Below are 16447 nucleotides of genomic sequence, written 5' to 3' on the forward strand. Positions count from 1 at the left end.
TTTCACTTGCGAACGCTACAGCACGAAATGTGCCGCATGCGTCGTGCCTTGTGCGTGTCCTACATACAGGCAACTGCCTCGCCGGGCCGGCTTTTGACAACCGGCTGGCTATGACAGCGGGCGATTATAGCGGAAAACGGGCCCGGGATGGCGTTTGCGGCAACGCAGGCCTAGAACCGCTCCATCTTGCAGGTCGTGGGCAACATGGTCTGCGCCGACTTGAGCTTCCTCACCGTGCGAAAGCCATATCCCGACCCCTCATTGTCAAAGCGCACATCGCCGCCCTGCTTCTCCATCACCGACACGTAGAGCGGCTGCACCACCTGGTGGTCATCGGCGCGGATCGTCGCATCATGGAAGTCGTTGACGTAGCGCATGCCCTCCAGGGCACGCGCTACCTTGACCGCGTCGGTCGACCCCGCTTGCTCGATGGCCCGGGCCAGCATCTCCACCATCATCTGCATGCGCAGGTGAACGTAGTCGTCCTTGGGCTCAGGGTAACGCGCGCGGAATGCCTGGTAGAACGCATCCGACGCCGCGCCACCCACGTTGGGGTGCCACTCCGCCACCGCCAGCACGCGCCCTACCCCGGCATCGCCCATGGCCGCCGGCGCGCCCAGCCCGTTGCCGTAGAAGGTGTAGAACTTGGCATTCAGCCCGCCCTCGCGCGCGGCCTTGATCATCAGAGTGAGATCGTTGCCCCAGTTGCCCGTGATCACGGCATCCGCGCCGCTGGCCTTGATCTTGGCGATATACGGGGCGAAATCCTTGATCTTGCCAATCGGGTGGAACTCGTCGCCCACGATGCGCAACTCGGGTCGCTTGGCCGCCAGCATCTCACGTGCCGAACGCGCAACCTGATGCCCGAAGCTGTAGTCCTGGTCGATCAGGTAAACGCGCCGCACGCTGGCATCGGCACGGATGACCTCGGTCAGGGCCTGCATGCGCATGTCGGCGCTGGCATCGAAGCGGAAGTGCCAGAAGCTGCACCCTTCGTTGGTCAGCGTGGGATCGACCGCAGAGTAATTCAGGAACAGCACGCGCGCGTCGGGCTGCCGGCTGTTGTGGCGGTTGATGGCGCCGATCAGCGCGCCCGCCACGGCGGAGCTGTTGCCTTGCAGGACAAAGGGAATCCGCTTGTCCACCACGCTGCGCAGCTGGATCAGGCTCTCATCGACATTGCCCTTGCTATCGAAGGTAACCAGCTCGAGGGGCCGCGCGCCTTCCGCGGTCCTGACGCCACCGCGCGCATTGACGCGGTCAATGGCAATCCGCAGGTTGCGCACCACCGCATCGCCTGCGTTGGCAAAGGGGCCGGACAACCCTTCGATCATGCCGAGACGGATCGGCTCCTGCGCGCCGGCACTCGCCGCCACCGCCAGCAAACAGCCCGCCAGCCATCGTTTAGCCCACATCGAGTGATCTCCCGCCAAAGCGCTGCATGGTAAGCCAGCGGCCCGGCCGAGGCAAATCGGATGGCGCTCGCGGCAAAACGGGCAATTGGGCGAGGATAACGCCGCCAGCCCGCGGCTTGCCGTCGGAAGGACCTGAGGGCTACACGAGGCGCGCACAACTTTCGCCGGAAGCCGCCGTGCAAGCCCGCTTCGGCACGCCAACCGATACCTACCAGCTAGCCGACGGCACGCAGCGCTGGATCTACTCGAAGCAACCCTTCGGGCAGCAATCCTACGCGGCCGACTTCGACCGCGATGGCCACCTGAGCGCCTTCCGCCAGATGCTGCAGACCAGCGAGCTCTACAAGGCGAAGGTCGATGTCTGGACCAAGCTGGACGTGGAACAGCACTTCGGCAAGCCCCGCGAGCCCAAGCAGTATTACCCGCTGATGAAGCGCGAAGTATGGTCTTACCGCTTCAGGCATGAGGACACCTGGCCGTCGATGTTCAATTTCTATTTCGACGACGCCGGCGTGCTGCGCCAGACCCAGATCACGCCAGACCCGCTCGCGGAGGGGCGCGGCCGACGCCGCTGAGGGCGGGAAAATGCAAAAAGCCCGCCATCATCCTCATGGGAACGTGGCGGGCCGATTCAAGCCCCGCGGCCGGATAGGCCGCGGGCTTACCGGTCGGATCGGGATCAGATCTGCGGGTTGATCTTCTGCACGGCTTTGTCGTGCAGCTTGTTCAGCGCGGCCAGATAGGCCTTGGCCGAGGCGGCCACGATATCGGGATCGGTGCCCACGCCGTTGACGATGCGCCCGCCCTTGGACAACCGCACCGTGACTTCGCCCTGTGCCTGCGTGCCGGCGGTGATGGCATTGACCGAATACAGCACCAACTCGGCACCGCTGGCGACCTTGCCTTCGATTGCGTGGAGCGTGGCATCCACCGGGCCGTTGCCCTCGCCTTCGCCCGTCAGCTCATTGCCGTCCATGTTGAACACCACGCGCGCATGCGGGCGCTCGCCGGTCTCGGAGTGCTGCGACAGCGAGATAAAGCGGAAGTGCTCGTTGACGTCGTGCGCCTCGTCGGACACGATGGCCATGATGTCTTCGTCGAAGATCTCGGACTTCTGATCGGCCAGTTCCTTGAAGCGGGTGAACGCGGCATTGACTTCGCCCTCGCTCTCCAGCTCGATGCCGAGTTCCTGCAGGCGTTGCTTGAAGGCGTTGCGGCCCGAGAGCTTGCCCAGCACGATCTTGTTGGCGGACCAGCCCACGTCTTCCGCGCGCATGATCTCGTAGGTATCGCGCGCCTTCAGCACGCCATCCTGGTGAATGCCCGAAGCATGCGCGAAGGCGTTGGCGCCAACCACGGCCTTGTTGGGCTGCACCACGAAGCCGGTGATCTGCGACACCAGCTTGGAGGCCGGCACGATCTGCGTGGTGTCCACGCCGACGTCCATGTCGAAGTAGTCACGGCGCGTCTTGACCGCCATCACGACTTCTTCCAGGCTGGTATTGCCGGCACGCTCGCCGAGGCCGTTGATGGTGCACTCGACCTGGCGCGCGCCGCCGAGCTTGACCGCCGCCAGCGAATTGGCCACGGCCATGCCGAGGTCATTGTGGCAATGCACGGACCAGATGGCCTTGTCGGAATTGGGAATGCGTTCGCGCACCGAGCGGATCAGGCCAGCGTAGCCTTCCGGCACGGCGTAGCCCACCGTATCCGGCAGGTTGATGGTGGTAGCGCCTTCCTTGATCACGCCTTCGAGCACGCGGCACAGGAAGTCCATGTCCGAGCGGCTGCCGTCTTCGGGCGAAAATTCGATATCGTCGGTGAACTGGCGCGCAAAGCGTACCGCCTGGATGGCCTGTTCGAAGACCTGGTCCGGCGTCATGCGCAGCTTCTTTTCCATATGCAGCGCCGAGGTGGCGATGAAGGTGTGGATACGGAAGGAGTTGGCCGGCTTCAGGGCCTCGGCGGCGCGGGCGATATCACGGTCGTTGGCGCGGGCCAGCGAGCAGATGGTGGAATCCTTGATGACCTGTGCGATGGAGCGGATCGCTTCGAAGTCTCCGTTGGAGCTGGCGGCGAAGCCGGCCTCGATCACGTCGACCCTCAGGCGCTCCAGCTGGCGCGCGATGCGGATCTTTTCCTCGCGGGTCATGGAGGCGCCAGGCGATTGTTCGCCGTCGCGCAAGGTGGTGTCGAAAATAATGAGTTTGTCGGACATGGGTGGGGCTCCTGGGCTTACTTTTGTATTTGGCGAATCAAGTTACGGTCTCGGCATCCGCCGTTTCGCTTTGCTGTGCTGCTGTATTCGTGTGGCTGTATTCGTGTGGCTGTAACTGCGCTGAATGCAAAACGCCCCGGCGTGCAGTGATGCAGGCCGGGGCGTTTTTAAATCCTGTGTGACTTTACGCGAGGGTCTTGGCTTCCCTCAGCGCGAACGCGTCCCGACCTGACGGCCTAGTAGGCCACCTAGAATGGTGCGGGCGAGTAGGGCTTGGCGCGAAATCATGTGAGCGACTATAGCCGAGAAGCGGGGCGTGTGCAATATGGATGCGCTAATCGGGCCGATAGCCGAAAAAGCCGGCCCAGGGAGCGCCTTGCCCCCTGGGCGGCGGGCGTCAGGCCGCGGGCGGGATGCGCAGCTTCTGGCCGGGGTAGATCTTGTCCGGATGCGTCAACATCGGCTCGTTGGCCTCGAAGATCGCGGTGTACAACGCGCCGTTGCCGTAGGCTGTCTGGGAAATCGCCCAGAGGGTGTCGCCCTTGACCACGGTGTGCCAGGTCGATTCGGTGGAGTCGACATTGACCGACATCTTGTCTTCCACCTTATCCACGCCCTGCACATTGCCGCAACACAGGATGATCTTCTCGCGGGTGGCCTGGTCCGGCGCCACGCCAAATACCGTCACCAGCCCCTGCGAGCCGTCCACCTGCACCATGAGCCCGGTGGCATCGAGGCTCATCTGCTTGATATAGCCTTCGATGGCATCGCCGGCGGCGCGGTTGGCCGCATCGGCATCGGCGTCCGCCGCCGGCGCATCGGCCGGAGCGGCCGCGGGCGCGGCTTGTGCTGCGCTCCCGCCAAACAGTTTCTCTCCTGCTTCCTTGATGAAGTCGAGCATGCCCATGAGAACCTCCAAAGATAAGTGGACAACAAGGGGACTACACATGACAACCATGGCTACAGTGAACCACGGCAAACGCCACGGCAAGCGCAGCATCCTGGAAAACAAAGGTAAAAAAGGCGCCGTAGCGCCTTTTTATTGACCCGCGATCAGGAACGATCGTTCCCGCCGTCCCGCACCTTGCGGATCTCGGCCGGCTTGCCGTGCAGCGCGTGCCAGCCCCACAGCAGGTAGCCGGAGATGGCATAGGCCACGAACAGGCCGAACAGCGCCACCGGCGGATCCGTGGAAACCACCACGAACAGCACCAGCACCAGCACCATCATGCCAAAGGGCACGCGGTAGCGCACATCCAGCGCCTTGCCGCTATAGAACGGCGCATTGGAGACCATCGACAACCCGGCGTACAGCGTGATGCCGAACGCCACCCACGGCATCCAGAGGTCCTTGACCGGCAGCTTGTTGTCGATCACCAGCCAGACGAAACCCGCTTGTCGACCACGCCGATGTTGGCGTTGAAGCGCGCCAGCCGCAGCGCGGCGCAGGTGCAATACACGAAGGCGGCAATCCACCCCCACTTGCCCAGGTCATGCAGGATCCACTCATACATCACCAGCGCCGGCGCAACGCCGAACGAGGTCATGTCCGACAACGAATCGTATTGCTCGCCGAACGCGCTCTGCGTATTGGTGATACGCGCGACCCGGCCGTCCATGCCGTCCAGCACCATCGCGGCGAAGATCGCGATGGCCGCGCTGTCAAAGCGCATGTTCATGGCCTGCACGATGGCAAAGAAGCCGGCGAACAAAGCCGCCGTGGTGAACGCGTTGGGCAGCAGGTAAATGCCGCGCCGGCGCGGACGCACGTACTCGATGTCGTGATCGTCCCCGGCATCGTCGTCGAAGTCCTCGGACTCGTTGCCACGCAACTGGTTGTGGCGGAAAGGACGCAAGTTGGTCACGTTGCCATTGGTAACGCGCTTATTGCGTCGGTTGAAAGCACCCATGCCTGTTCTCCAGTGGGTCTGATCTGTTCCGGCTGCGCCGGATTAATCCAGCTCAGCCAGGATGGTCGACGAGGCCGACACCTTCTCGCCGATGGTGACGCGCGGGCGCGCATCCACCGGCAGGTAGACGTCGACGCGCGAGCCAAAGCGGATGAAGCCATAGCGCTGGCCGCGCGACAGCGTCTCGCCGACGCGGGTGTAGCAGAGGATGCGGCGGGCCACCAGGCCAGCCACCTGTACCAAGGTCACCACCTTGCCGTCGGCGGCACGGCGGATGACCACGGCATTGCGCTCGTTCTCGAGCGAGGCCTTGTCGAGGTCGGCGTTGACGAACTTGCCGGGAAAATACTCGACCTTCTCGACCTTGCCGTCCACGGACACCCGGTTGGAGTGTACGTTGAACACGTTCATGAAGACGCTGATCTTCAGCGCCTCGCGGCCCGCGTACGGGTCCATGGTTTTCTCGACCACCACGATGCGGCCATCGGCGGGCGCCAGCACGGCGTTGGGCTGGGCGGGAATGGCCCGCGGCGGATCACGGAAAAACTGCAGCACGAACAGCGTAATGATCCACAGCGGAAAGGCCCACCAGAAGCCAGCGCTGACCTGCACCAGCAGCGAGATGACAAAGGCGCCAGCCAGGAACGGCCAGCCTTCACGGGCGATCAGCGGATGAGGATAGTTCATGCAATGCTTACTTGGTGGATAAAGTCTGACAAGGATAACAAAAAGCCGTTCAGTCCCCGCCTGAATAACCCCTCGAACGGGGATTTGTGCGGATTACTGAACGGCTGCGGCCCGCGCCGTCAGAGGCGGCGGACCGTCGGACTGTAGTACAGCTTAGTTCTTCGACTGGTCGACCAGCTTGTTCTTTGCGATCCAGGGCATCATGGCGCGCAGCTTCGCGCCAACTTCTTCGATCTGGTGCTCCGAGGTCAGGCGGCGGCGCGAGATCAGGGTCGGTGCGCCGGCCTTGTTCTCGAGCAGGAAGCTCTTGGCGTACTCGCCGGTCTGGATGTCGGTCAGGCATTGCTTCATGGCCTTCTTGGTCTCCTCGGTCACGACGCGCGGGCCGGTGACGTACTCGCCGTATTCGGCGTTGTTGGAGATCGAGTAGTTCATGTTGGCGATGCCGCCTTCATAGATCAGGTCGACGATCAGCTTGAGTTCGTGCAGGCACTCGAAGTAAGCCATTTCCGGCGCGTAGCCGGCTTCCACCAGCGTTTCGAAGCCAGCCTTGATCAGCTCGACGGTACCGCCGCACAGCACGGCTTGTTCGCCGAACAGGTCGGTTTCGGTTTCTTCGCGGAAGTTGGTCTCGATGATGCCGGCGCGGCCGCCGCCGTTGGCGGTAGCGTACGACAGGGCGATGTCACGGGCGGCACCGGACTTGTCCTGGTGCACGGCGATCAGGTGGGGCACGCCGCCGCCTTGCGCGTAGGTCGAGCGCACGGTGTGGCCCGGGGCCTTCGGGGCGATCATGATGACGTCGAGGTCGGCGCGCGGGATCACGGCACCGTAGTGCACGTTGAAGCCGTGGGCGAAGGCCAGCGCGGCGCCTTGCTTGATGTTGTCGTGCACTTCGTTCTTGTACACGTCGGCGATCTGCTCGTCCGGCAGCAGGATCATGACCACGTCGGCGTCCTTGACGGCGTCGGCCACTTCCTTGACTTGCAAGCCGGCGTTGACCGCCTTGTTCCACGAGGCACCGCTCTTGCGCAGGCCGACCGTGACCTTGACGCCCGAGTCGTTCAGGTTTTGCGCGTGGGCGTGGCCTTGCGAGCCGTAGCCGATGATGGTGACGTTCTTGCCCTTGATCAGGGAGAGGTCGGCGTCCTTGTCGTAAAACACTTTCATGATCGTTCCTTCAGTCTTTCGTTTTCGTGTGTCGGGTTGGCGGCCACCGCCCGGCTAGTGCCGGCACCGGCGCCGCCCTTGGATACTGCAATCAGGCTCAGACCTTCAGGATGCGCTCGCCGCGGCCAATGCCCGAGCCGCCGGTACGGACGGTCTCGAGGATGGCAGCGCGGTCGATGGCGTCCAGGAAGGCATCCAGCTTGCCGCCGTTGCCGGTCAGCTCGATGGTGTAGGTCTTCTCGGTGACATCGATGATGCGGCCGCGGAAGATGTCGGCGGTGCGCTTCATTTCCTCGCGCTCCTTGCCGACCGCGCGCACCTTCACGAGCATCAGCTCGCGCTCGATGTGCGCGCCTTCCGTCAGGTCGACCACCTTGACCACTTCCACCAGGCGGTTCAGGTGCTTGGTGATCTGCTCGATGATGTCGTCCGAACCGCTGGTGACGATCGTCATGCGCGACAGCGAGGCGTCTTCGGTGGGGGCCACCGTCAGCGTCTCGATGTTGTAGCCGCGCGCCGAGAACAGGCCCACCACGCGCGACAGCGCGCCCGGTTCATTTTCCAGCAGGACCGAAATGATATGTCGCATTACAGGTCCTCCGCGCCGAGCAGCATCTCGGAGATGCCCTTGCCGGCCTGGACCATCGGCCACACGTTTTCAGTCGGGTCGGTCTGGAAATCGAGGAACACGGTACGGTCTTTCAGGCGGAAGGCTTCGCGCAGGGCGGGCTCGACATCGGCCGTCTTTTCGATGCGCATGCCGACATGGCCATAGGCCTCGGCCAGCTTGACGAAGTCGGGCAGCGCGTCCATGTAGGAGTGCGAGTAGCGGTTGTCGTACTCGATCTCCTGCCACTGGCGCACCATGCCGAGATAGCGGTTGTTGAGCGCGCAGATCTTCACCGGGGTGTCGTACTGCAGGCAGGTCGACAGTTCCTGGATGTTCATCTGGATCGAACCCTCGCCAGTGATGGTCACCACTTCCTTCTCGGGGAAGGCTTTCTTGATGCCCATCGCATACGGCAGGCCCACGCCCATCGTGCCCAGGCCACCGGAATTGATCCAGCGGCGCGGCTCGTTGAACTTGTAGAACTGCGCGGCCCACATCTGGTGCTGGCCCACGTCCGAGCAGACAAAGGCGTCGCCGTGCGTCAGTTCCCAGATCTTTTCCACCACGTACTGCGGCTTGATGATCTCGGAGGTGCGGTCGTACTTCAGGCAGTCCACCGAACGCCATTGCTCGATCTGTTCCCACCACTTGGCCAGGGCCTCGCGCTTGGGCTTGACGTCGCTGGCCTGCAGCTGGGAGATCAGCTCCTGCAGCACATCCTTGACGTGGCCCACGATGGGAATATCGACCTTGACCCGCTTCGAGATGGACGACGGATCGATGTCGATATGGATGATCTTGCGCGGCTGCGAGGTGAAGTGCGCCGGGTTGCCGATCACGCGATCGTCGAAACGCGCCCCGATGGCGATCAGCACGTCGCAGTTCTGCATGGCCATGTTGGCTTCATACGTGCCGTGCATGCCGAGCATGCCGACGAACTGCTTGCTGGTACCGGGGAACGAGCCGAGGCCCATCAGCGTGTTGGTGACCGGATGGCCGGTCAGTGCGGCCAGCTGGCGCAGTTCTTCGCTGGCGTTGGCCAGGACCACACCGCCACCTGCGTAGATGAACGGCCGTTCGGCGCCCTGCAACAGCGCGAGCGCCTTGCGGATCTGGCCCGAATGGCCCTTGTTCACCGGGTTGTACGAGCGCATGTCGACCGACTTGGGATACTCGTACTTGCAGGAATTGCGCGAGACGTCCTTGGGAATATCGACGACAACCGGGCCGGGACGGCCGGTGGCGGCGATATAGAACGCCTTCTTGATGGTCGCGGCGAGATCGCGCACGTCCTTGACCAGGAAGTTGTGCTTGACGATGGGGCGGGTGATGCCGACCGTGTCGCATTCCTGGAAGGCATCCTGGCCGATAGCGTGCGTCGGCACGTTACCGGTGATGATCACCATCGGAATCGAGTCCAGGTAGGCCGTGGCAATGCCCGTCACCGCATTGGTGACGCCGGGACCGGAGGTCACCAGGGCGCAGCCCACCTTGCCGGTCGCACGTGCGTAGCCGTCTGCGGCATGAACCGCGGCTTGCTCGTGGCGCACCAGGATGTGCTCGATCTTCTTTTGCTTGTAAAACTCGTCGTAGATATACAGCACTGCGCCGCCGGGATAGCCCCAGACGTAATCGACGCCTTCTTCGGCAAGTGCGTGAACGAGAATTTCCGCCCCGATCATTTCGGGTGCGGCAGATGAATTGCTGTCTGCGTGGAATTCCGCGCTGGGCATGTTCATTTTAGTCCTTTGCAATTTTCGGCAAAAAATTGTTCGGATGCTCTCTGCCGGGCTTGTGGCACGGGTTCAAGCGGTGCGCGTCTGCATGATAGACCGCCTCATAAGCGGCCGAATGAGACAACCACTGATGTCGTGTGAACCCGCGATGATACTGGATTGAATCGGGCTGGTCTACGGGCTTTTTTTATCCGGGGGGGGGCATCGCGCCATCCGGCGAATGCCTGGGCCACGCCTTGAGCCTGAATGACCACAAGAGAGAACAGGGGGGCAACCGGGGGGTTATTTGCTAGCATCCCACCATTTTGGACGTGCAAGAAGCCCTACCCTGCACTTCCGCCGGCCACGGCCTCACCGTCTGTACCCCGCCTGCATGGCAACCGATCAGGAACTATCCGACTTTCTCGCCAGCGTCGAGCGGCGTGCCTTCAAGCAGGCCGTGTTTGCGGTGCGCGACGACGAAGCCGCCCTGGACATCGTCCAGGACGCGATGATCAAGCTCGCCGAAAAATATGGCGACAAGAGCGCCGCCGAACTCGCGCCGCTTTTCCAGCGCATACTGCAAAACACCATTCACGACTGGTTCCGCCGCCAGAAAGTACGCAATACCTGGGTCACCCTGTTTTCCAACCTGCGCGACGACCGCGAAGGTGAGGATAATGACCTGCTCGACACCTTCGAGGCCGAAATTGGCTCCGAATCCGCCGAGAGCAGCGCCGACAAGGTGGAACGCGCCCAGACCATGCACATCATCGAGCAGGAGATCCAGCGCTTGCCGACACGTCAACGCGAAGCCTTCCTGATGCGTTACTGGGAGGATATGGACGTCGCGGAAACGGCTGCTGTCATGGGATGCTCCGAAGGCAGCGTCAAGACGCACTGTTCCCGTGCCACGCACACACTGGCGCAGGCATTGCGAGCGCGGGGGGTCCGACTATGAGCACCAGAAACGAAAAAGAAATCAACGAACGCCGCTTGGCACACGAGATCCGCACGGCACTAGATGCCTCTGCGAGCGCGTTGCCAGGCAATGTGACCGATCGGCTTGCCGCCGCGCGGCGGATTGCGCTGTCCCGCAAGAAGGCGCACGCCGCCGTGGCCGTGCCGCAACTGGCTTCGGCCGGGATGCCCACGCTCTCCTTTGACGAGGACGATTCGGCACTCCACCGCGCAGGTTCCTGGCTGCGCCGCCTTGGACTGGTATGGACGCTGGTGGCGCTGGCCGCCGGGCTGGCGGGTATCTACCACTGGCAGCAGCAAAAGCGCGTCGATGAGCTGGCGGACGTGGACGCGGCGATGCTGCTCGACGACCTGCCTCCCACGGCCTATGCGGATCAGGGCTTCCACGTGTTCCTGAAGCGCGGTCAGTAAGCATGCCTAGCGCTGACTTCAACCCCGACGCACCGCGCCGTCGGCTGGCAGCCTTGCTGCTGGCCGGCCTGGCCGCCGCCACGACGATCTGGTCGCTGGTTCCCGCCACTTGCCAGGCGCAGGGCGGCCACGCTGGCAGCGCACCCGCTGCCAGCGTGGCCAACGCGCACCCGACCTGGAACGAGCTCAACGCCGTCCAGCAGCGCGTGCTCGCGCCGCTGGCCGGCGAGTGGAACAGTTTCCCCGAACTGAACCGGCGCAAATGGCTGCAGATTGCCCAGCGATACGAGAAGTTCTCGCCCGCGGAACAGGCACGCCTGCAGACCCGCATGACCGAATGGGTCAAGATGACGCCTCAGCAGCGCCGCCTGGCTCGCGAAAACTACCAGATCACGCGTTCGCTGCCGGCGCAGAAGAAGACCGAGGCCTGGAACAAGTACCAGCAATTGCCGGAAGAGCAAAAGAAGAACCTGGCGGCCGCCGAGAAAGTGCCGCGCCGCCCGGGCGCGGTCAGTGCTTTGCCCTCCGGCAAGCGCCTGCCCGCCGAGACCACCCGGCAACTGCACCTGGAAAAGAAGGCGCCCGCCGGCGCCATATCGGCCACCGCGCGTTCGCGCGCGCCCGAAGCCGGCGCGCCGGCGGCGGAGTCCCATGCCGCCATGAGCAGCGCCGGGGCACCGGTGCCGACATTGGACACGCCACGCGAAGCCGCCACCGAGGCCACGGCCAGCAGCACCAGCGCTACCGCCAGCCCCGACGAGCCGGTGCGCCGCTGAACGGCTGCACGCTTGTCCGCCGGGCTAGTCCCGGCCGGCTCGCCCCCACCCACGCGCGCTACCCGGCCTACCCGGGCTTTGGCATAATGCCGCTTGCGCCGGCCTGGCCGCGCTCGCTTGCTGCCTCGCGGTCCGGCTCTCGCTGCCCGGCCTTGCCCTCCTCCGGCCTGACGGCCCTATCGCCCTATCGCCTTGTCGCCATGCCCGCAGCTACCACGCCCAAACCCAACGCCAAGCCAGCCGCATCCGCCACGCCGGCTAGTCCCGCGCATCCGGCCGAGGCACCGACGATCCGCCGCCGCATCGCCTGCATGCTGTACGAAGGCGTATTGCTGTTCGGCGTGCTGAGCGCCTCGACGGGGGCCTACCTGCTGGCGCGCCCGGCGCTGCGGCAGCTAGGGCTGGACGGTCCGTTCACGATGCAGTGCTGGAGCTTCCTGGTGCTGGGCTGCTACTTCGTCTGGTTCTGGCAGCGCAACGGGCAGACGCTTGCCATGCAGACCTGGCGCATGCGCGTGGAGACGGCCGCGGGCGTGCCCCCGCGCTGGCCGCAGGCCACGCTGCGCTTCCTGCTCGCCTGGCTGTGGCTGCCGCCATCGGCCGCGCTCGGGCATCAGCTTGGCCTGGTCAAGGGCCCGTTCGTCGGCGTGCTTTGCGCCGGACTGCTGATCTGGGTCCTGCTGGCGCTGATCGACCCCAGGCGCCAGTTCCTGCACGACCGCCTGGCCCGCACCCGCCTGACCGACCTGCGCCCACCCAAGCCATGAGCCTGTCGGCCGCCGCCTTGCGCCGCATCGCGGTGGCATTGCAGGCCGCCGTGGCGCTAGGCTGCGCCGCTGAGTTGAACGCCTGGCATGGGTGGTCCCTCGCCGCTGGCCTGCTGGCCGGCGTTGGCGTGGTGCTGGCGGTACTGGGGCTGTCCGTCGCAGGCGCCTTTGCCTTCACCCTGCGCGGCCTCGGCGAGCCCGCAGCGACGCGCCCGCCGGTCCCTCCCGCCCTGCAGGCCATGCGGCCAGCCCGCTTGACGCCTTGGCAGGTGCTGGCCTGCTACCTGCGTGAATACGCGGCCGTGTTCCGGATGTTCAACTGGCTGCAGCCCTTTTGCTCGCACCGCCGCCTGCGCCCGGCCAAAGCCCCGGGCTCGCGCCCGCCGCTGCTGCTGGTGCACGGCTACGGCTGCAACCACGCCGTCTGGCTCGACATGCAGCCAGCGCTGGCTGCGGCCGGCTACCACTGCGAGGCAATCGACCTGGACCCGGTCTTCGGCGACATCGACCTGTACGCCCTCGAAGTACGCGCCGCCATCGCGCGCATCGCCGCCACCACCGGCCAGCCGCCGCTGCTGCTCTGCCACAGCATGGGCGGCCTGGCCGCGCGCGCCGCGCTGGCGGGCCGTGGCAAGCCCCGCCCTGCCGTGGCATCGTCACGCTGGGCACCCCGCACCACGGCTGCGTGCTGGCCCGCTACGGCCGGGGCTTCAACTCCCGCCAGATGCGCTGCGGCAGCGCCTGGCTGCGGGCGCTCTGCGCGCGCGAAGCCCGGCAAGCGCCGCGCCAGCGCGCGGCCCTGGTGTCGATCTTCAGCTGGCACGACTCGATTGCCGGCCCGGCCGGCACCTCCTGGCTGGAAGGCGCGCACCACGTGGCCCTTGGCGGCATCGGCCATGTCAGCCTGCTGCGCCATCCGCTGGCCACGCAGGCCGTGTTGCGGGCGCTTGCGCAGTTGTCGGCGGTGGCGCCCGCGTCTTGAGGGCACCACCCCCTCATGGCACGGATGCAACGGTCATATGACATTCATGTTTCCTTAACGGCTCCGTCATACGCCGCTGGCCCAATGCAGCCATCGTCGCTACCGGGGCCGCCATGGTTCAAGCTCTTCGTTCTGCCTGCGGACGTCTGGTCAAGGCCACACAACTGCTGCGCAGCCGCACCGCCGAGTCGCAATCCCCGCCGCGGCCCATGTCATTGCCCGCCGCGCTGGCCGCCTTCATGCCACCGGCCAGCGACTTGCGGCAACAGCCTCCCGTACGCAGCGCGACCTCTCCCGCCAGCGCCCTGCCCCCTGAATCCGTCACTACCGCGCCATCTGGCTGTCCGACATTCACCTCGGCACGCCTGGCTGCCAGGCCGATTACCTGCTCGATTTCCTCAAGCACAATGAATCGGACCAGCTCTACCTGGTCGGCGACATCATCGATGGCTGGCAGCTGCGCCGCGGCTGGTACTGGCCGCAGAGCCACAACGACGTGGTGCAGAAGCTGCTGCGCAAGGCGCGCAAGGGCACCGAGGTGATCTACGTGCCGGGCAACCACGATGAGGTTGCGCGCCAGTTCGACGGCCTTGCCTTTGGCGATATCACGGTGCGCGAAGACGCCATCCACGTCACCGCCGCCGGACGGCGCCTGTGGGTGGTGCACGGCGACCTGTTCGACGGCGTGGTGCAGCATGCGCGCTGGCTGGCCTACCTGGGCGACTCGCTCTATACCCTGATCCTGGCCGTCAACCGGCACTTCAACCGGATCCGCGCCCGGCTTGGCTTTCCCTACTGGTCGCTGTCGCAATACCTGAAGCATCAGGTCAAGAACGCGGTCAACTACATCAACTCGTTCGAGCAGGCGATGGTGGATGAGGCGCGCCGGCGCGGCTGCGACGGCGTGATCTGCGGCCATATCCACAAGGCTGAAATCCGCGAGGTCGACGGCCAGCTCTACTGCAACGATGGCGACTGGGTGGAGAGCCTCTCCGCCCTGGTGGAGACGCAGGACGGCGAATTGCAGATCGTCTACTGGACCACCCTGCTCGATGCGCCGGCCACGGCCGGGCGCCGCGCCACCGCCACGGCCTGAGAAAGCTTGAGCGCTGGAGCGCGGCGAGCGCCACGCCGCCACCCGTACACCGGTATTGCCGTGGCCTCGCCGAGGCCGGCCACCCACGCGGCCTGGCCGCAAGGAGCACCTATGAAGATCCTGATCGTCACCGATGCCTGGGAGCCACAGGTCAATGGCGTGGTGCGCACGCTCAAGTCCACCCGCCGCGAGCTGATCGCGATGGGGCACACGGTGGAGCTGATCACGCCGCAGGAATTCACCACCATTCCCTGCCCGACCTATCCGGAGATCGCGCTGTCCCTGTTCGCCGGCGCCAAGGTCCGCGAGCGCATCCGCGCCTTCGCGCCGGACGCGCTGCATATCGCCACCGAAGGCCCGCTGGGGCTGGCAGCGCGCCGCTATGCGATCCGCGAGCAGCTGCCGTTCACCACCGCCTACCACACGCGCTTTCCGGAGTACGTGCAGGCACGCTTCGGCATTCCGCTCGCCTGGACCTACCGCTTCCTGCGCTGGTTCCACGGCCCCGCGCGCGCCGTGATGGCGCCGACGCCGGTGGTGCTGCACGACCTGCATGGCTTCGGCATCACCCACGGCGTGCTGTGGACCCGTGGCGTCGACCTCGATGTCTTCACCCCCCAGCAGGCCAACGTGCTCAACACGGCGCACCCGATCTTTCTCTACGTGGGCCGCGTCGCCGTGGAAAAGAACGTGGAGGCCTTCCTCGCGCTGGACCTGCCGGGCTCCAAGTGGGTGGTCGGGGACGGGCCGGCGCTGGCGTCGCTGCGCGCGCGCTATCCTGTGGCCAACTACCTGGGCGTGCTGACCCAGCCGGAGCTGGCCAAGGTGTATGCTTCAGCCGACGTCTTCGTATTCCCCAGCCGCACCGATACATTTGGGCTGGTGCTGCTCGAAGCCCTGGCCAGCGGGCTGCCGGTGGCAGCCTATCCGGTGACCGGGCCGATCGATGTGCTCGGCCATAGCGACGCCGGGGTGATGCACGAAGACTTGCGCGAAGCTTGCCTGGAAGCGCTGCGCATCGACCGCGCCACCGCTCGCGCCCATGCCGAACGGTTCTCGTGGCGCGCCGCCTCCGAGCAGTTCCTGACTCACCTGCAGCCGCTGCCGACGGTACGCGCGACCCCCGACGGCACTACCGGCACCGCTGCCCACCCCGCCCCCGAACATGCCGACTCCGCATCGCACACCGTCCGAACCGCACCGCCAGCCGGCGCCGCAGACCGCCACCCCGGCCCCGGACTCGCCGAGCAGCGACTACACGATTGAGCAGAACCCCCACAAGGGCAACCGCGGCCTGGCGCGGGCCTGGCATGCCGGCATCAACTCGGTGTCGGGCCTGCGCTACGCGGTGCTGGAAGAAAGCGCGTTTCGCCAGGAGCTGACGCTGGTGGTGATCCTGACGCCCTGCGCCTTGCTTCTGCCGGTCGGCATCGTCGAGCGCATCCTGCTGCTGGGCACCCTGCTGCTGGTGCTCATCGTCGAGCTGCTCAACTCCAGCGTGGAAGCCGCCGTCGACCGGATCTCGCTGGAGCGGCACAGCCTCTCAAAGCGCGCCAAGGACTTCGGCAGCGCCGCCGTCATGCTGGCGCTGGTGCTGTGCGGAGGCACCTGGCTGGCCATTGCGGGGCCGATCGTGGTGGACTGGCTGCGCGCGCTGGCGGCCTGACAGGCTCGCGCCGTGCGCACGGCGCGAAGGGCGCTTGCGGCGT

Annotated in this window: 14 protein-coding genes and 3 pseudogenes; 9 read left to right on the top strand and 8 right to left on the bottom strand. The window is 65.3% G+C overall.

Annotated elements, in window-relative coordinates:
• Positions 1-170: 170 nt before the first annotated feature.
• Positions 171-1415, bottom strand: a complete 1245-nt coding sequence (locus OR16_RS04840; protein WP_006156844.1) for a branched-chain amino acid ABC transporter substrate-binding protein — start codon at positions 1413-1415, stop codon at positions 171-173.
• A 116-nt stretch (positions 1416-1531) separates the two neighbouring features.
• Here OR16_RS04840 and OR16_RS04845 point away from each other — a divergent pair, with 116 nt between their 5' ends.
• Entirely contained in the window at positions 1532-1990 is a 459-nt protein-coding gene (locus OR16_RS04845; protein ID WP_081488680.1) for a hypothetical protein, read from the top strand.
• A gap of 104 nt (positions 1991-2094) precedes the next feature.
• Here OR16_RS04845 and OR16_RS04850 read toward each other — a convergent pair whose 3' ends face one another.
• The 7 genes and pseudogenes from OR16_RS04850 to OR16_RS04880 all read right to left on the bottom strand — a co-directional run bounded on the left by OR16_RS04850 (position 2095) and on the right by OR16_RS04880 (position 9749).
• A complete protein-coding gene (locus OR16_RS04850) occupies positions 2095-3633 on the bottom strand; it encodes a 2-isopropylmalate synthase (protein ID WP_006156846.1) in 1539 nt (512 codons plus the stop codon).
• A gap of 397 nt (positions 3634-4030) precedes the next feature.
• Positions 4031-4540: a peptidoglycan-binding protein LysM gene (lysM, locus tag OR16_RS04855; protein ID WP_006156847.1), complete on the bottom strand. Its 510-nt coding sequence runs from the start codon at positions 4538-4540 to the stop codon at positions 4031-4033.
• 146 nt (positions 4541-4686) lie between these two features.
• Positions 4687-5543, bottom strand: a pseudogene (locus tag OR16_RS04860) (CDP-alcohol phosphatidyltransferase family protein).
• Between the two features lie 42 nt (positions 5544-5585).
• Positions 5586-6230: a phosphatidylserine decarboxylase gene (locus OR16_RS04865; RefSeq protein ID WP_006156848.1), complete on the bottom strand. Its 645-nt coding sequence runs from the start codon at positions 6228-6230 to the stop codon at positions 5586-5588.
• 153 nt (positions 6231-6383) lie between these two features.
• Positions 6384-7400, bottom strand: a complete 1017-nt coding sequence (ilvC, locus tag OR16_RS04870) for a ketol-acid reductoisomerase (RefSeq protein ID WP_006156849.1) — start codon at positions 7398-7400, stop codon at positions 6384-6386.
• Between the two features lie 97 nt (positions 7401-7497).
• On the bottom strand, positions 7498-7989 hold the full coding sequence (gene ilvN / locus OR16_RS04875) for an acetolactate synthase small subunit (protein WP_006156850.1): 492 nt from the start codon (positions 7987-7989) through the stop codon (positions 7498-7500).
• On the bottom strand, positions 7989-9749 hold the full coding sequence (locus tag OR16_RS04880) for an acetolactate synthase 3 catalytic subunit (RefSeq protein WP_006156851.1): 1761 nt from the start codon (positions 9747-9749) through the stop codon (positions 7989-7991). Before OR16_RS04880 ends, ilvN begins: the two co-directional genes overlap by 1 nt.
• A 370-nt stretch (positions 9750-10119) precedes the next feature.
• On the opposite strand from OR16_RS04880, the gene OR16_RS04885 reads away from it, so the two are divergent.
• The 8 genes and pseudogenes from OR16_RS04885 (at position 10120) to OR16_RS04920 (ending at position 16404) form a co-directional block, all read left to right on the top strand.
• Positions 10120-10686 (top strand): RNA polymerase sigma factor, encoded by a 567-nt coding sequence (locus OR16_RS04885; RefSeq protein ID WP_006156852.1) that lies wholly within the window; start codon positions 10120-10122, stop codon positions 10684-10686.
• Positions 10683-11117, top strand: coding sequence for a DUF3619 family protein (locus OR16_RS04890; RefSeq protein WP_006156853.1), 435 nt, complete (start codon positions 10683-10685; stop codon positions 11115-11117). Before OR16_RS04885 ends, OR16_RS04890 begins: the two co-directional genes overlap by 4 nt.
• 2 nt (positions 11118-11119) lie before the next feature.
• Positions 11120-11893 carry a DUF3106 domain-containing protein gene (locus OR16_RS04895; RefSeq protein WP_006156854.1) on the top strand — a complete coding sequence of 258 codons (774 nt, stop codon included), beginning with the start codon at positions 11120-11122 and terminating at the stop codon, positions 11891-11893.
• A 200-nt stretch (positions 11894-12093) separates the two neighbouring features.
• A complete protein-coding gene (locus OR16_RS04900) occupies positions 12094-12660 on the top strand; it encodes an RDD family protein (protein ID WP_043418528.1) in 567 nt (188 codons plus the stop codon).
• Positions 12657-13642: pseudogene (locus OR16_RS48090) on the top strand (esterase/lipase family protein). Before OR16_RS04900 ends, OR16_RS48090 begins: the two are co-directional and overlap by 4 nt.
• A gap of 113 nt (positions 13643-13755) precedes the next feature.
• A pseudogene (locus OR16_RS04910) lies at positions 13756-14738 on the top strand (UDP-2,3-diacylglucosamine diphosphatase).
• 111 nt (positions 14739-14849) lie between these two features.
• On the top strand, positions 14850-16004 hold the full coding sequence (locus OR16_RS04915; protein ID WP_006156858.1) for a glycosyltransferase family 4 protein: 1155 nt from the start codon (positions 14850-14852) through the stop codon (positions 16002-16004).
• On the top strand, positions 15904-16404 hold the full coding sequence (locus OR16_RS04920; protein ID WP_006156859.1) for a diacylglycerol kinase: 501 nt from the start codon (positions 15904-15906) through the stop codon (positions 16402-16404). Before OR16_RS04915 ends, OR16_RS04920 begins: the two co-directional genes overlap by 101 nt.
• The last annotated feature ends 43 nt before the right edge of the window (positions 16405-16447 follow it).

It is taken from the genome of Cupriavidus basilensis OR16 (assembly GCF_000243095.1).
Taxonomy (GTDB): domain Bacteria; phylum Pseudomonadota; class Gammaproteobacteria; order Burkholderiales; family Burkholderiaceae; genus Cupriavidus; species Cupriavidus basilensis_D.

Excerpts from the sequence above, each read along its gene's own strand:
- OR16_RS04865 (WP_006156848.1), bottom strand. The coding sequence starts at position 6,230 with ATGAACTATCCTCATCCGCTGATCGCCCGTGAAGGCTGGCCGTTCCTG.
- OR16_RS04840 (WP_006156844.1), bottom strand. The coding sequence starts at position 1,415 with ATGTGGGCTAAACGATGGCTGGCGGGCTGTTTGCTGGCGGTGGCGGCG.
- OR16_RS04850 (WP_006156846.1), bottom strand. The coding sequence starts at position 3,633 with ATGTCCGACAAACTCATTATTTTCGACACCACCTTGCGCGACGGCGAA.
- OR16_RS04915 (WP_006156858.1), top strand. The coding sequence starts at position 14,850 with ATGAAGATCCTGATCGTCACCGATGCCTGGGAGCCACAGGTCAATGGC.
- OR16_RS04885 (WP_006156852.1), top strand. The coding sequence starts at position 10,120 with ATGGCAACCGATCAGGAACTATCCGACTTTCTCGCCAGCGTCGAGCGG.
- ilvC (WP_006156849.1), bottom strand. The coding sequence starts at position 7,400 with ATGAAAGTGTTTTACGACAAGGACGCCGACCTCTCCCTGATCAAGGGC.
- OR16_RS04895 (WP_006156854.1), top strand. The coding sequence starts at position 11,120 with ATGCCTAGCGCTGACTTCAACCCCGACGCACCGCGCCGTCGGCTGGCA.
- lysM (WP_006156847.1), bottom strand. The coding sequence starts at position 4,540 with ATGGGCATGCTCGACTTCATCAAGGAAGCAGGAGAGAAACTGTTTGGC.
- OR16_RS04890 (WP_006156853.1), top strand. The coding sequence starts at position 10,683 with ATGAGCACCAGAAACGAAAAAGAAATCAACGAACGCCGCTTGGCACAC.
- OR16_RS04900 (WP_043418528.1), top strand. The coding sequence starts at position 12,094 with ATGCCCGCAGCTACCACGCCCAAACCCAACGCCAAGCCAGCCGCATCC.
- ilvN (WP_006156850.1), bottom strand. The coding sequence starts at position 7,989 with ATGCGACATATCATTTCGGTCCTGCTGGAAAATGAACCGGGCGCGCTG.
- OR16_RS04920 (WP_006156859.1), top strand. The coding sequence starts at position 15,904 with ATGCCGACTCCGCATCGCACACCGTCCGAACCGCACCGCCAGCCGGCG.
- OR16_RS04880 (WP_006156851.1), bottom strand. The coding sequence starts at position 9,749 with ATGAACATGCCCAGCGCGGAATTCCACGCAGACAGCAATTCATCTGCC.